Raw genomic sequence first — 13,822 nt, 5'->3', positions numbered from 1 at the left:
GGGAGATTCCTGCTTACCTTGCGGTAGCGGGCTTGACGCGCTTGGCGCGCCTGACGACTGCCCTTCCGGCAGCCGGGATGAGCGCGAGGCCCATCCGGTACACGTGCAAGACGTTGCGGGCCGCGTTGTGGTCGGCGTTGCCCGACCAGCCGCAGTCCGGGTTCTTGCACACGAACACTGCCTGGGACTCCCGGCTGCCGGGCGTGGTGCGGCCGCAGGCGGAACAGCGCCGGGAGGTGCCGGGGGCCGGGACCCTTACGAGGGTGCCGCCGTGTCGGGCGGTTTTGTACGTCAGCATGGTGACCGTGCGGCCCCACGCCTCCCCGCTGATGGAGCGGTTCAGCCCTGACTTCTGGGCGACGTTCTTCCCCGGCTCCTCGATGGTTCCCTTGGCGGATTTGACCATGTTCGTGATGGTGAGTGCTTCGACCACGACGGTGCCGTAGGTGCGGGCGATGGCGGTGGTCGTCTGGTGCTGCCAGTCCAGGGCCCGGCGCTTGGCTTTCGCGCGGAGTCCTGCGATCTGGTCGTAGGTGCGGTGCAGTCGGCGGCTGGTGTGCTCGCCGGGCTTGCGGTGTGCCTTGCGCTGGGCGGCGCGCTGCTCCAGACGCAGGAGCTTCGCCTGCTCCTTGCCGGTCAGCCATTGGCCGTGCTCGTAGGTTTCGCCGTCGGAGAGGGCGATGGGGACGGTGACGCCCACGTCGATGCCGATGTCAGGCCCCTGGTGGCGGTCGGGCTTGGCCTCCAGGGCCTGGACGCGGAAGGCGATGTGCCAGCCCAGCGCGTCCTTGACCAGCCGGGCCCCGGTGATCCGGTTCTCCCCGTTGGTGTGCTTGCCGACGGGCAGGTCCTTGGTCCACCGGAAGCGGACCCGGCGGAGCCGTTCGCGGGCGCTGCGGCGGCCGGGGTGGTCAGCGCCGCCGCGAGCGCGAGGGCGGCGGCCGCCGCGACCGAGGTCGCCGCCCCCGCCCTGGCGTGGTGGTTGCGCACGTGGTTCCCCCTGAGAAGAAGAGACGTCCTGACGGAGCATCAATGGTGCGCAGTTACAGGGGAGTTGGGCCGGAAGGTGCGCCGGTAGGCGATCGGGGAGATGCCGAGGGCGGAACGCATGTGCTGGCGCAGCGAGTTCGCGGAGCCGAAGCCGGAGCGGTGGGCGACCAGGTCGACGGGGAGGTCGCTGGACTCCAGCAACTGGCGTGCCGTTTCGAGGCGTTGGCCGGTGAGCCACTGCACCGGGGTCATGCCGACCTCGTCGCGGAAGCGGCGGGTGAAGGTGCGCAGGCTCATCCGGGCGTGGGCGGCCAGTTCGGCCAGGGCGATCGGTTCGGCGAGGCGTTCCAGGGCCCAGGCCCGGGTGGCGGTGGTGGTGGCGACGGTGGGTTCGGGGACGGGCCGGTCGATGTACTGGGCCTGGCCGCCGTCGCGCCACGGCGGGACCACGCACAGCCGCGCGGCGCGGTTGGCGACGGCCGTGCCGTGGTCCTGGCGGATCATGTAGAGGCAGAGGTCCACGCCGGCGGCGACCCCGGCGGAGGTCAGGATGTCCCCGTCGTCGACGAAGAGCACGTCCTCGTCGAGCTTGACGCGCGGGAAGGCCCGCTGGAAGGCGGGCGCCTTGATCCAGTGCGTGGTGGCGGGCCTGCCGTCGAGCAGGCCGGCGGCGGCGAGCACGTAGGTGCCGGTGCAGATCGACACCAGCCGGGTGCCGGGACGGATCGCGGCGAGGGCGTCGGCGAGCGGCCGGGGCAGGGGTACGCCCTGCTCCAGCGCCATCATGACGTTGGTCGGCGGGATGATCACCGTATCGGCGGCCGCGAGGGCCTCGGGCCCCGCCGAGACCCCGACCGTGAAGCCCGCGTCGCTGGTCACGGGCTGCCCGTCGACGGTGCAGACGGTCACCTCATAGAGCGGCTTCCAGGAGTCGTCCACGGCGTTGCCGAACACCCGGGACGGCATCCCGAGCTCGAACGGAGGGACGCCTTCGAGGGCGAGTACGGCGATCCGGTGCATGGCCAGATCCTGTCACAGGGTGGCCGTACGGCCAATACCGCGGCCTCGCTCCGGAGCCGAAGCTGGTCGGGCAGCAGCACCGGACACACCTGAGGAGAAACACATGCGCGCCATCGTCGTCAGCCAGTGGGGCGGGCCCGAGGTACTGACCGAGACCGAGCTGGACCGGCCGGAGCCGGGCATGGGCGAGATCCTGGTACGGGTCCACGCGGCCGGGGTGAACCCCGTCGACTGGAAGACCCGGGCCTCAGGCGCCCTCATCCCTTGGGGGCCGGTCCCGGCCGTCGGCTGGGACGTGTCCGGCACGGTCGAGGCCGTCGGCCCGGGCGTGACGGTGTTCCAGCGGGGCGACGAGGTCTTCGGCATGCCGCGGTTCCCTGTCCAGGCGGGCGGCTACGCCGAGTACGTGACGGCCACGGCCCGGCACTTCACCCGCAAGCCCGAGACGCTCGACCACGTCCAGGCGGCGGCCCTGCCGCTGGCCGCGCTCACCGCGTGGCAGGCGCTGACCGACACCGCCGGCGTGCGGCCGGGGCAGCGGGTGCTCGTACACGCTGCGGCCGGGGGCGTCGGACACTTCGCCGTCCAGATCGCCAAGGCGCTCGGGGCGTACGTGATCGGCACCGCCAGCGCCGCCAAGCACGAGGTGCTCCGCTCGCTCGGGGCGGACGAGCTGATCGACTACCGGACCACCGACTTCGAGGACGCGGTGTCCGAGGTCGACGTCGTGATCGACGCCATCGGCGGCGACTACGGAGCGCGCTCCCTGAAGGTGCTGCGGCCCGGCGGACACCTGATCACGCTGAACGGCCCGGACGACGTGCCGGCCGACGCGGAGGGCTTCCGCACCGGCTGGACGCTCGTCGAGCCGGACTACGCGGGCCTGAAGGCGATCGCCGCCTTGGTCGCAGACGGCAAGCTCCGCCCGGTGATCGACACGGTCCTGCCCCTGTCGGAGGCCGCGAAGGCCCACGAGATCGGCGAGAAGGGCCGGACCACCGGCAAGATCGTCCTGACGGTGGCCTGACGCCGGCTTGATGCCGGCCCGACGCCGGCCCGACCGCTCAGACGGAGGCCGCCGTGGCCCGGGTCGTCGCCGAGATCGTGGCGGAGCCGACCACGCGGGTGCCGTCGTAGAGGACGATCGCCTGGCCGGGGGCAACGCCGCGGACGGGCTCGGTGAAGCGGACGCGCAGTTCGTCCTCCACCAGCTCCGCGAAGACCTCTGTCTCGCCGCCGTGGGCGCGCAGCTGCGCGGTGTACGTGCCCGGGGCGGCGGCGGTGGAGCCGCACCAGCGGGGGCGGATCGCGGTGAGGGCGGTGACGTCGAGGGCCTCGACGGGGCCGACGGTGACGGTGTTGTTCACCGGGGAGATGTCGAGGACGTAGCGCGGCTTGCCGTCGGGGGCCGGGTGGCCGATCCGCAGGCCCTTGCGCTGGCCGATGGTGAACCCGAAGGCGCCCTCGTGGGTGCCGACCTTCTCGCCGGTGGCCTCGTCGACGATGTCGCCCTCGGCCTTGCCGAGGCGGTTCGCCAGGAAGCCCTGGGTGTCCCCGTCGGCGATGAAGCAGATGTCGTGGCTGTCGGGCTTCTTCGCGACGGCCAGGCCCCGCTCCTCGGCCTCGGCGCGGATCTCTTCCTTCGTGGTGAGGGTGTCGCCGAGCGGGAAGAGCGCGTGGGCGAGCTGCTTCTCGTCGAGCACGCCGAGGACGTACGACTGGTCCTTGGCCATGTCGGAGGCCCGGTGCAGCTCGCGCGTGCCGTCCTCGTTCAGGACGACGGTGGCGTAGTGCCCGGTGCAGACGGCGTCGAAGCCGAGCGCGAGGGCCTTGTCGAGCAGCGCGGCGAACTTGATCTTCTCGTTGCAGCGCAGGCAGGGGTTCGGGGTGCGCCCGGCCTCGTACTCGGCGATGAAGTCCTCGACGACGTCCTCGCGGAAGCGCTCGGCGAGGTCCCAGACGTAGAACGGGATGCCGATGACGTCGGCGGCGCGGCGGGCGTCGCGGGAGTCCTCGATCGTGCAGCAGCCGCGGGCTCCGGTCCGGAAGGACTGCGGGTTCGCGGAGAGGGCGAGGTGGACGCCGGTCACGTCGTGCCCGGCTGCGACGGCGCGGGCGGCGGCGACGGCGGAGTCCACTCCGCCGGACATGGCGGCCAGGACGCGGAGGGGACGGGGGCTGCTCGGCAGGTTCTCAGTCATAGCACCGTCCAGGGTACGGGGGAACCGCGCGGGCTCACAGCGCGTTCTCGGTGGCAGGGGGTGGATCACCATGGCGAGCAAGAGCGGCAAGGGCGGTACGGGCGGCAAAGCCGGTCCGGGCACGGCCGCGGGCAAGGGTTCGGGCGCACGGCCCGGGCGGACCCGCAGGGCGGTGCTGTTCGGCGGGCTCGGGGTGCTGACGGCCGCCGCGGTCGCCGGGCGCGATGAGATCGGGCGGGCCTGGTGGCTGATGCCGGGGGTGTCCAAGCCGAGGCAGGACGGCGAGCTGGACCACGCGGGGGCCTCCTGGACGGCGGCCTCCCCGGCGAACTGGCGGCTGGCGGACCGGCCCGCCGACTACCGGGTGGACCGGATCGTGGTCCATGTCACCCAGGGCGGCTTCAAGTCCTCGGTGGACGCCTTCAAGAATCCGTTCCACCGGGCCTCGGCGCACTACATCGTCGGCCAGGACGGACACATCGAGCAGATGGTGCGCGAGCTCGACGTCGCCTTCCACTCGGGCAACCGCTCCATGAACGAGCGCAGCGTCGGCATCGAGCACGTCGGCTTCGTGGACCGGCCGAAGGACTTCACGGACGCGATGTACGGGGCTTCGGCGCGGCTCGCCGCCGACATCTGCAGGCGGTACGGGATACCCGCCGACCGCAAGCACTTCCTCGGCCACTCGGAGGTGCCGGGAGCCGACCACACGGACCCCGGCCGCCACTGGGACTGGGACCGCTACCTCCGCATGGTCAACGAGGCCGGCGCGGCGGGCGCCTAGGCGGCCTAGCTCAGCCCCGCCGTACGGGCGCGGGCCACGGCCGGGCCGATGGCGGCGGCGACGGCGTCCACGTCGGCCTGCGTGGAGGTGTGGCCGAGGGAGAAGCGCAGGGTCCCCCGGGCCAGGCGCGGGTCGGTGCCGGTGGCCAGCAGTACGTGGCTGGGCTGGGCCACGCCGGCCGTGCAGGCGGAGCCGGTGGAGCACTCGATGCCCTGGGCGTCGAGCAGGAGCAGCAGGGAGTCCCCCTCGCAGCCGGGGAAGCTGAAGTGGGCGTTGGCGGGGAGCCGGCCGTCCGGGTCGCCGCCCAGGACCGCGTCGGGGACCTCGCGGAGCACGGCGGCGACGAGCCGGTCGCGCAGGCCGCCGATCTCGGTGGCGAACCGTTCGCGCCGCTCGGCGGCGAGTACGGCGGCCACCGCGAAGGCGGCGATGGCCGGGACGTCGAGGGTGCCGGAGCGGACGTGCCGCTCCTGGCCTCCGCCGTGCAGGACGGGTACGGGGCTCTGGTCGCGGCCGAGCAGCAGCGCGCCGATCCCGTAGGGTCCGCCGACCTTGTGGCCGCTCACGGTCATGGCGGCGAGTCCGCTGTCGCCGAAGCGGACGTCGAGCTGGCCGACGGCCTGGACCGCGTCGGAGTGCAGCGGGATGCCGGACTCGCGCGCGACGGCGGCCAGTTCGGCGATCGGCATGACGGTGCCGATCTCGTTGTTGGCCCACATGACGGTGGCGAGGGCGATGTCCTCGGGGTTGCGCTCGATCGCCTCGCGGAAGGCATCGGGGTGCACGCGCCCGTAGCGGTCCACGGGCAGGTACTCGACCTGCGCCCCCTCGTGCTCGGCGAGCCAGTGCACGGCGTCGAGGACGGCGTGGTGCTCCACGGGGCTGGCCAGGATGCGGGTCCGGGCCGGATCGGCGTCGCGGCGGGCCCAGTAGAGCCCCTTGACGGCGAGGTTGTCGGCCTCCGTGCCGCCGGCGGTGAAGACCACCTCGCTCGGACGGGCCCCGAGCGCGTCGGCGAGGGCCTCGCGGGCCTCCTCGACGGTGCGGCGGGCGCGGCGGCCGGCGGCGTGCAGGGAGGATGCGTTGCCCGTCACGGCGAACTGCGCGGTCATCGCCGCAGCGGCCTCCGGCAGCATCGGGGTGGTGGCGGCGTGGTCGAGGTAGGCCATGATCCCCCGATTCTACGAGTCCCCACGCCCCCGATCCCCCGCCGGTGCCTTACAGCCCGCTGACGGAGCCCCCGGCCTCGCGGCGGCCTGCCCTTCGGACCGGGGCCCGGCCCGCTCGGCCCGCCCCGGGGGCACCGTGCACTCGGCCCGCGCCGGATGGCCCGCGCCGGATGGCCCGCGCCGGGTACCGCGCGTGGGGCCGGCCCGCGCCGGGGCACCGTGCGCGGGGCTGGGCCCGTCGATGCGCCGCTGCGCGGGCGAAGTCCCCTACCCGCCCTTCCACCGTTCCCAGGGCTCCGCCCTGACCCGTCAGGCCCCGGGCTGCGCCCGAGGCCCTGGGGCTCCGCCCCAGACCCCGCGCCTCAAACGCCGGCGAGGCTGGATTTTCCAGCCCGTCCGGCGTTTGAGGACCGGGTCCGGGCAGAGCCCGGGGAACGGGCGAACGGCGGGTAGGGGACAGCCCCGCAGGGCCAACCCACCCGCACCCGCCCACCGGACCCCACGCCGGGACGACGGTGGCGGCACCCCCGCCCAGCCACCGCCGGACGGAGTCCGGCGCAGCGGCGCGAAGCCGGGGAGGCCCGCCAGGGCCGCACCGCGCGAGCGGCGCATCAAGAAGGAGTGGCCCGCCAGGGCCGCACCGCGCGAGCGGCGCGTCGAAAAGGTGGCGGCGCGTCAAGAAGGAGAAACAGCCACCCGCGGAGCGCTCGCCAGCTGGCGGGACTGGGCCACCAGCCGGTCCGCCGAGTCCCAGACCTCCGCGTCCTCCTCCAGGAAGCCGCCCGCCAGGTTCCGTGTGGTGATCGACACCCGGAGCGGACCGGGCGCCGGCCGGTGGCGGACGTGGGTGGTGAGTTCCACCGTCGGGGTCCAGCCGAGCAGGCCGAGGTCGAAGGAGGTCGGCGGGAGCGCGTCCACCGCCAGGAGCAGGGACAGGGGGTCCGCGTCGCGGCCGTCCGCGAGCTCGAACCAGGACCGCATCTCCCCCTTGCCCGAGGGCTGCCCGACGGCCCAGCCGGCCGTCGCCGGGTCCAGGCACAGCCGGAGCCGGTCCACGATCGCCGAGCTGCCGGGGATCGGGGCCGGGCCGGCCTCGGGGCCGAGGCAGTCCTCGTAGGCGGGGATGACCGGCGGGAGGGCCGTGGTGTGGACGGAGTCCGGGAGCGCCGCGAGGTCCCCGTAGCGGGCCAGGACGCGGATCCGCTCGATCTCGGCGCCGCTCTCGTCGAACTGGAACAGGGAGGCCTGTCCGGTGGAGAGCGTGCGGCCGACCCGTACGACCTCGGTGCGGATCACGGCGGGGCCCGGAACCGACGAGGTCAGGTAGTGCGCGGAGACCGTGAAGGGGTCCGGGTGCGGCAGGGCCGACGACAGGGCGCGGCCGACGAGGGCCAGGAGGTAGCCGCCGTTGACGGCGGTGATGATCGTCCACCCGGCCGAGAGGTCCGCGTCGTACACCCCGGGCTCGCCCGCACGGGCGGTGACGGCGGTGTCGCGGTCGAACTCGCTGTCGCCGATGGACGCCTTGGCAGCTGCGTGTGACATGGAACGACCGTACACCCGACCCCTACTAAGCGGTAGCTTTCCTGGGTGTGGCGACCGCTACGACGGCTCGGCGGGCGCGGGCCTACGGCTCCTCCGCCACCGACGAACGGCGGTTCCACGCGAGCGGTGCCCGCCAGTGGTAGCGGATGGCCAGCAGCCGCAGCACGAAGGTGGTGACGATCGCCAGGCCCGTCGTGATGCCGTTCAGGTTGTCGAAGCTGATGAACAGCGCCACCATCGAGGCCCCGATGACGGCCGGGACGGCGTACATCTCGCGGTCGCGCAGCAGCGAGGGCACCTCGTTGACGAGGACGTCGCGCAGCACGCCCCCGCCGACGGCGGTGGCCAGCCCGAGCGCGGCGGACGCGGTGAGGCCGAGGCCGTACTCGTACGCCTTGGTCGTGCCCGTCACGCAGAACAGCCCGAGGCCGGCCGCGTCGAAGACGTTGATGGCGCGGTTGATCCGCTGGACCTCGGGGTGCAGGAAGAAGACGAACGCGGCGGCGATCAGCGGCGTGACGAAGAACCCGAGATCGTTGAAGGCGGCGGCCGGGGTGGCGCCGATGACGATGTCGCGGAACAGGCCGCCACCGAGGGCGGTGACGAGCGCGAGGACGACGATGCCGAAGACGTCGAAGTTCTTGCGCACGGCGAGCAGGGAGCCGGCCGTGGCGAAGACGAAGATGCCCGCGAGGTCCAGGGCGTGCTGGACTCCGGGCGGGAAGAGATCGTGGATCACGGCTTCATTCTGCCGGTCGCCTGTCGGCGGGCCGGAACCGGTGAGGCGCGGCCTCGGCTCCGAGGGGGCGGCAGGCCCTGCCAGGGCGGGACCAACCCCCGTGGGGCTGCCGGCCGTGGCCGGGTGCGGCGGCGCCGTCAGGGGCTCCGCCCCCGAACCCCGCGCCTCAAACGCCGGCGGGGCTGATTCTGCCCGGCGGAGCCGTTCGCGGCCCCGCCGGGTCGGTCGTCAGTCCGTCGGCTTCGCCACGACCTCCGCCGCGCCCGGCAGGGCCGGGTCGCCCGGGGCCTGGTCGGGGGCGTTCTCCGGGTGGTGGCAGGCCACCTGGTGGCCGGTCTTCAGCGCGATGAGCGGGGGCTCCTGCGTGGCGCAGATCTGGGTCGCCTTCCAGCACCGGGTGTGGAAGCGGCAGCCGCTCGGCGGCGAGATCGGCGAGGGCACGTCCCCCTTGAGCAGGATGCGGCCGCTCTTCGCCCCGCGGCGGCGCGGGTCCGGCACCGGGACGGCCGACATCAGGGCCGTGGTGTACGGGTGCATGGGCGCCGTGTACAGGGACTTGTTGTCCGCGAGCTCGACGATCTTGCCGAGGTACATGACCGCGATGCGGTCCGACACGTGCCGGATGACCGACAGGTCGTGCGCGATGATCACGTACGTGAGGCCGAGCTCCTCCTGGAGGTCGTCCAGCAGGTTGACCACCTGGGCCTGGATGGACACGTCGAGGGCCGAGACCGGCTCGTCGGCCACGACCAGCTTCGGCTTCAGGGCCAGTGCGCGGGCGATGCCGATGCGCTGGCGCTGGCCGCCGGAGAACTCGTGCGGGTAGCGGTTGTAGTGCTCCGGGTTGAGGCCCACCAAGGACAGGAGGCGCTGGACCTCCGCCTTGAGGCCACCCTCCGGCTCGACGCCCTGGAGCTTGAACGGGGCGCTGACGATGGTGCCCACCGTGTGCCGCGGGTTCAGCGAGCCGTAGGGGTCCTGGAAGATCATCTGCACGTCGCGGCGCATCGGGCGCATGCCGGACACGCTCAGGTGCGTGATGTCCTTGCCCTCGAACTCGACCTTTCCGCCGGTCGGTTCGAGCAGCCGGGTGATCAGCCGGCCCATGGTCGACTTGCCGCAGCCGGACTCGCCGACGATGCCGAGGGTCTCACCGGGGTAGACCTCGAAGTCGATGCCGTCGACGGCCTTCACGGCCCCGGCCTGGCGGCGCAGCAGCCCCTTGGAGATGGGGAAGTGCTTGACCAGTCCGGTCACCCTGAGCAGCGGCTCCGGGGAGGCCACCGCCTGGGCCGGGACGACGGCCGTCTCGCTCTTGCTGTTATTGGGCGCAGTCATGTCGGTCACAGCTTCGGCGCAATCTCTTCGGTCCAGATCCGGTCCCGCTGCTCCGGGGAGAGGTGACAGGCGGCCCAGTGCCGGCCGGCGCCCTCCGCGGAGCGGTCGACCAGGGCCAGCTCGGGCCGTACGGTCCGCGTGACGTCGTCCTTGGGCAGGTCGGCGTACGGGCACCGGGGGTTGAAGGCGCAGCCGCTCGGGATGTTGATCAGGCTGGGCGGCGAGCCCTTGACCGGGATGAGGCGCTCGGTCTGCTCCCGGTCGATGCGCGGCATCGAGCCGAGCAGGCCCCAGGTGTACGGGTGCCGGGGTTCGTAGAACACCTTCTCCGCGCTGCCCCGCTCCACGCACCGGCCGCCGTACATCACGAGGAGGTCGTCGGCCATCTCGGCGACCACGCCGAGGTCGTGCGTGATCATGATGACCGCGGAGCCGAACTCCTTCTGCAGGTCCCGGATCAGGTCGAGGATCTGCGCCTGGACGGTGACGTCGAGGGCGGTGGTGGGCTCGTCCGCGATGAGCAGTTCGGGGTTGTTGACCAGCGCCATCGCGATCATCGCGCGCTGGCGCATGCCGCCGGAGAACTCGTGCGGGTAGCTGTCGACCCGCTTGTGCGGCTCGGGGATGCCCACCCGGTCCAGGAGGTCGACGGCCCGCTTGCGGGCGGTCTTCTTGTCGACCTTGTTGTGGACCCGGTAGGCCTCGGCGATCTGCTTGCCCACGGTGAAGTAGGGGTGCATCGCCGACAGCGGGTCCTGGAAGATCATCGCGATCTCCCGGCCGCGCAGCTTGCGGACCTCGTCCTCGGGGCTGGACAGCAGTTCCTTGCCGTCGAGCCAGATCTCCCCGGAGATCCGGGCCCGCTGGCGGCCGTACTGGCCGACCCGGTGCAGGCCCATGATGCCCAGCGAGGTCACCGACTTGCCGGAGCCGGACTCGCCGACGATGCCGAGGGTCTTGCCCTTCTCCAGCGTGAAGGAGAGTCCGTCCACGGACTTGACCAGGCCGTCTTCCGTCGGGAAGTGCACCTTGAGGTCGCGTACGTCGAGGAACGCGGTGCCGGGCGCGCCGGAGGCGACGGGCTCGTTCAGTGCGCCCGTCACGGCGGGCGTCGTCGAATCGGTCATGACAGCCTCACTCGGGGGTCGATCACCGCGTACAAGAGGTCGACGACGAGGTTGGCCGCGACGACGAAGAAGGCGGAGATCAAGGTGATGCCGAGAATGACCGGCAGGTCGTGCTCGCTGATGGCGCGGACGGCGCTGTAGCCGAGGCCGTGCAGCGAGAAGGTGTACTCGGTGAGGACCGCGCCGCCCATCAGTGCGCCCAGGTCGAGACCCAGGACGGTCAGGATCGGCGTCATGGTCGAGCGCATCGCGTGCTTGCCGATGACGACGGGTTCCGTCAGCCCCTTGGCACGCGCGGTGCGGATGTAGTCCTCGTTGAGCACTTCCAGCATGGTCGCGCGGGTCAGTCGCGCGTACATCGCCGCGTACAGGAAGGCGAGCGAGACCCACGGCAGGATCATGCCGTTGAACCACGTCGCCGGATCCTCGGCGAAGGTCTTCTCCGGCCTACCGAACCAGCCGAGCTGGTCGGAGAAGAGGGCGATGGCGAGCATGCCGGTGAAGTAGATCGGGAGGGAGACGCCGGCGAGGGCGAGGCCCATCGCCGAACGGTCCAGGACCGTACCGCGCTTGAGGGCGGAGATGACGCCGGCGGCGACACCGCCGAGCACCCAGAGCACGACGGCCCCGGCGGCGAGCGAGAGGGTGACGGGCAGCCAGTCGGTCAGCAGCGGCCACACCTCCTGCTCGGTCTTGAAGGAGTAGCCGAAGCAGGGCGCGGCGCATTGCGTGACGTCGGAGCCGTTGGCGTACGTGCGACCCGCCACCAGCCCGACGACGAACGTGCCGAACTGGACGAGGATCGGGTCGTCGAGACCCATCTTCTGCCGGATGCCCTCGATGGCGGCGGGGTCGGACTGCTTGCCGACGAAGTACAGGGCAGGGTCCGTCCCGACCAGCTTCGGGAAGAGGAAGAAGATTCCGAAGGTCACCAGGGAGATGACCAACAGCATGACGATGACGGCGAAGATCCGCCGGATGAGATATGCAAGCACTGCGCTCGGCCTGGCTGCGGCCCGGGGGCGCCCTCTTCTGAAGAGCGCCCCCAAGCCGCCACCGCGGCCATCACCTGCCCTTCGTGCCTAGCGGGTGTGGCACTGGAACTGAATCGGACGGTTTGTTTACTGGACGCCGAGCGAGGCGTAGTCGTACCGGCCGTTGTACGCGTCCGAGGTGTAGACGTTGGTCAGACGGCTGCTGCGCCACGAGATCGTCTTGTCGTAGACGAAGGGCAGGTAGACCGCGGCCTCGGAGACCTTCTGGTTCATCTGCTTGTAGATGTCGCCGGCCTTGGCCGGGTCGGTCTCCGCGATGGCCTGGTCGAACAGGCCGTTGATGGCCGGGTCGTTCAGCTCGGAGAAGTTGTTGTTGCCGCTCTGCAGGATGAAGCGGCCGTCGACCAGCGGCTGGGAGAAGCCCTGACCGGTCGGGAAGTCGGCGCCCCAGCCCATGATGATGATGCCGTAGCCCTTCTCCTTGACCACCTTCGGCGAACCGATGATGCCGGAGGTCTGAGCGCCGTCGAACTGGTCGATCTCGGCCTCGATGCCGACCTGCTTCAGGGCGTTCTGCAGGGAGACGGCCGTGGCGACCTCGACCGGCTTGTTGTTGCGGACCGCGATGGTGGTCTTGAAGCCGGTCTCCTTGCCACAGGCCTTCAGCGCGGCCTTGGCCTTGTCGACGTTCGGCTTGCCGTCGTTCTTCAGGACCTCGTACGGGTCGTACTTGCCGTCGGCGCCCTTGATGCCGAGCGGCAGCATGTTCGGGGCGATGTCGCCACCGGCCTGCGGGCCGCCGCGGGCGGTCTGCAGGGACTTCTTGTCGGCCGCGTGGATGACGGCCTTGCGGCACTCGATGTTGTCGAACGGCGCGACGGTCTGCGGCATGACGGCGTACCGGATGAAGCCGGTCTGGCCGTTGTCCAGGTTGTCCTTGTGGTCCTTCAGCGCGGTGGCGCGGGCCGCCTGGCCGATGCCGGTCGCGTTGATGTCCAGGTCGAACTCGCCGTTCATCAGGCGCTTGTCCATGTCGTCCGCGTTCGCCATGAACGTGACCGAGATGGAGTCCGGGAGCGCCTTGCGGATCGTGTCCGACTCGGGCTTCCAGTTCGTGTTGCGCGAGAGCTTCATGCTCTTGTTGGGCTCGTACGAGTCGATCTTGTACGGGCCGTTGGAGAAGGGCTTGAGGCCGTACTTGGCCGCGGTGTCCTTCTCCTGCTTGACCGGGCTGGCGGCCGGCATGGCCAGCATCTGCTCGAAGTCGCCGTTGGGCGCGGGGAGCTTGAAGACGATGGTCTTCGCGTCCGGGGTCTCGATCGCCTTGAGGCCGAGCTTGTCCGGGGCGGTGTCCTTGTACGGGCCCGGGTACTCGGTCTTCGGGTCGAGGACCTGCATCAGGTAGACCGGGCCGCCGGAGATGACGTCCTGGGCCCAGGTGCGCTCGATGCCGTACTTGATGTCCTGGGCGGTGACGGGGGTGCCGTCCTCCCAGGTCACGTTGTCCTTGAGGGTGTACTTGTAGGTCTTGCCGCCGTCGCTGATCTCCGCGTTCGCGGTGGCCAGGTCGGGGACGAGCTCGGTGCTCTTGGAGCCCGGCTCGGCCTTGAAGCTGACGAGCTGGCGGGTGTAGTAGCGCGAGAAGTCCCACATGAAGCCGTAGTAACCGCGCTGCGGGTCCCACGAGTCGGCTTCCTGCGTGCCGACGAACTTCAGCTCGCCGCCCGCCTTGGTGGAAGCGTTGGCGACCTTGCCGATGGCGGCGTTGAAGCCGCCCGCCGCGGCCGGCTTCTCGTCCTTCGGCTTGCCGTCGTCGCCGCCACAGGCGGTCGCGGCCAGCATCGTCGCGAGCACGACGGCCGTGCCGGCGACGAGCCTGCGCTTGGACATGCGATGGGTAGTCACGATGCTCGC

General features: G+C 71.5%; 12 protein-coding genes. 2 read left to right on the top strand and 10 right to left on the bottom strand.

Going from position 1 to position 13,822, the window contains the following annotated elements:
* Positions 1-13: 13 nt before the first annotated feature.
* Both AC061S_RS12805 and AC061S_RS12800 read right to left on the bottom strand, forming a co-directional pair.
* On the bottom strand, positions 14-1,030 hold the full coding sequence (locus AC061S_RS12805; protein WP_478686031.1) for an RNA-guided endonuclease InsQ/TnpB family protein: 1,017 nt from the start codon (positions 1,028-1,030) through the stop codon (positions 14-16).
* Complete coding sequence (locus tag AC061S_RS12800) at positions 1,030-2,010, bottom strand: GlxA family transcriptional regulator (protein WP_478686030.1); 981 nt, start codon at positions 2,008-2,010, stop codon at positions 1,030-1,032. The genes AC061S_RS12805 and AC061S_RS12800 overlap by 1 nt, the downstream gene beginning before the upstream one ends.
* 103 nt (positions 2,011-2,113) lie before the next feature.
* Here AC061S_RS12800 and AC061S_RS12795 point away from each other — a divergent pair, with 103 nt between their 5' ends.
* A complete protein-coding gene (locus AC061S_RS12795) occupies positions 2,114-3,037 on the top strand; it encodes an NADP-dependent oxidoreductase (protein ID WP_478686029.1) in 924 nt (307 codons plus the stop codon).
* A gap of 37 nt (positions 3,038-3,074) precedes the next feature.
* Here the strand turns inward: AC061S_RS12795 and mnmA are convergent, their stop codons facing one another.
* Positions 3,075-4,211 (bottom strand): tRNA 2-thiouridine(34) synthase MnmA, encoded by a 1,137-nt coding sequence (gene mnmA / locus AC061S_RS12790; protein ID WP_478686028.1) that lies wholly within the window; start codon positions 4,209-4,211, stop codon positions 3,075-3,077.
* A gap of 70 nt (positions 4,212-4,281) precedes the next feature.
* Here mnmA and AC061S_RS12785 point away from each other — a divergent pair, with 70 nt between their 5' ends.
* On the top strand, positions 4,282-4,995 hold the full coding sequence (locus AC061S_RS12785) for an N-acetylmuramoyl-L-alanine amidase (protein ID WP_478686027.1): 714 nt from the start codon (positions 4,282-4,284) through the stop codon (positions 4,993-4,995).
* A 5-nt stretch (positions 4,996-5,000) separates the two neighbouring features.
* On the opposite strand, the gene AC061S_RS12780 is transcribed toward AC061S_RS12785, so the two are convergent.
* The 7 genes from AC061S_RS12780 to AC061S_RS12750 form a co-directional block, all read right to left on the bottom strand.
* A complete protein-coding gene (locus AC061S_RS12780; protein WP_478686026.1) occupies positions 5,001-6,164 on the bottom strand; it encodes a cysteine desulfurase family protein in 1,164 nt (387 codons plus the stop codon).
* A 675-nt stretch (positions 6,165-6,839) separates the two neighbouring features.
* Positions 6,840-7,709, bottom strand: a complete 870-nt coding sequence (locus tag AC061S_RS12775) for a thioesterase family protein (RefSeq protein WP_478686025.1) — start codon at positions 7,707-7,709, stop codon at positions 6,840-6,842.
* 82 nt (positions 7,710-7,791) lie between these two features.
* Positions 7,792-8,448: a trimeric intracellular cation channel family protein gene (locus AC061S_RS12770; RefSeq protein WP_478686024.1), complete on the bottom strand. Its 657-nt coding sequence runs from the start codon at positions 8,446-8,448 to the stop codon at positions 7,792-7,794.
* A gap of 228 nt (positions 8,449-8,676) precedes the next feature.
* Positions 8,677-9,786, bottom strand: a complete 1,110-nt coding sequence (locus AC061S_RS12765; RefSeq protein ID WP_478686023.1) for an ABC transporter ATP-binding protein — start codon at positions 9,784-9,786, stop codon at positions 8,677-8,679.
* Between the two features lie 5 nt (positions 9,787-9,791).
* Positions 9,792-10,913 (bottom strand): ABC transporter ATP-binding protein, encoded by a 1,122-nt coding sequence (locus tag AC061S_RS12760; protein ID WP_478686022.1) that lies wholly within the window; start codon positions 10,911-10,913, stop codon positions 9,792-9,794.
* Entirely contained in the window at positions 10,910-11,908 is a 999-nt protein-coding gene (locus AC061S_RS12755) for an ABC transporter permease (protein ID WP_478686021.1), read from the bottom strand. The genes AC061S_RS12760 and AC061S_RS12755 overlap by 4 nt, the downstream gene beginning before the upstream one ends.
* A 126-nt stretch (positions 11,909-12,034) precedes the next feature.
* The gene (locus AC061S_RS12750) at positions 12,035-13,813 is read right to left on the bottom strand and encodes an ABC transporter substrate-binding protein (protein WP_478686020.1); all 1,779 of its coding nucleotides are present in this window, start codon (positions 13,811-13,813) and stop codon (positions 12,035-12,037) included.
* Positions 13,814-13,822 lie beyond the last annotated feature (9 nt).

It is taken from the genome of Streptomyces sp. CA189 (assembly GCF_056428985.1).
Note: the sequence above shows the minus strand (reverse complement) of the source record. Positions and strands in the feature narration are given on the sequence as shown.

Excerpts from the sequence above, each read along its gene's own strand:
- AC061S_RS12780 (WP_478686026.1), bottom strand. The coding sequence starts at position 6,164 with ATGGCCTACCTCGACCACGCCGCCACCACCCCGATGCTGCCGGAGGCC.
- AC061S_RS12805 (WP_478686031.1), bottom strand. The coding sequence starts at position 1,030 with ATGCTCCGTCAGGACGTCTCTTCTTCTCAGGGGGAACCACGTGCGCAA.
- AC061S_RS12800 (WP_478686030.1), bottom strand. The coding sequence starts at position 2,010 with ATGCACCGGATCGCCGTACTCGCCCTCGAAGGCGTCCCTCCGTTCGAG.
- AC061S_RS12785 (WP_478686027.1), top strand. The coding sequence starts at position 4,282 with ATGGCGAGCAAGAGCGGCAAGGGCGGTACGGGCGGCAAAGCCGGTCCG.
- AC061S_RS12760 (WP_478686022.1), bottom strand. The coding sequence starts at position 10,913 with ATGACCGATTCGACGACGCCCGCCGTGACGGGCGCACTGAACGAGCCC.
- AC061S_RS12765 (WP_478686023.1), bottom strand. The coding sequence starts at position 9,786 with ATGACTGCGCCCAATAACAGCAAGAGCGAGACGGCCGTCGTCCCGGCC.
- AC061S_RS12775 (WP_478686025.1), bottom strand. The coding sequence starts at position 7,709 with ATGTCACACGCAGCTGCCAAGGCGTCCATCGGCGACAGCGAGTTCGAC.
- AC061S_RS12795 (WP_478686029.1), top strand. The coding sequence starts at position 2,114 with ATGCGCGCCATCGTCGTCAGCCAGTGGGGCGGGCCCGAGGTACTGACC.
- mnmA (WP_478686028.1), bottom strand. The coding sequence starts at position 4,211 with ATGACTGAGAACCTGCCGAGCAGCCCCCGTCCCCTCCGCGTCCTGGCC.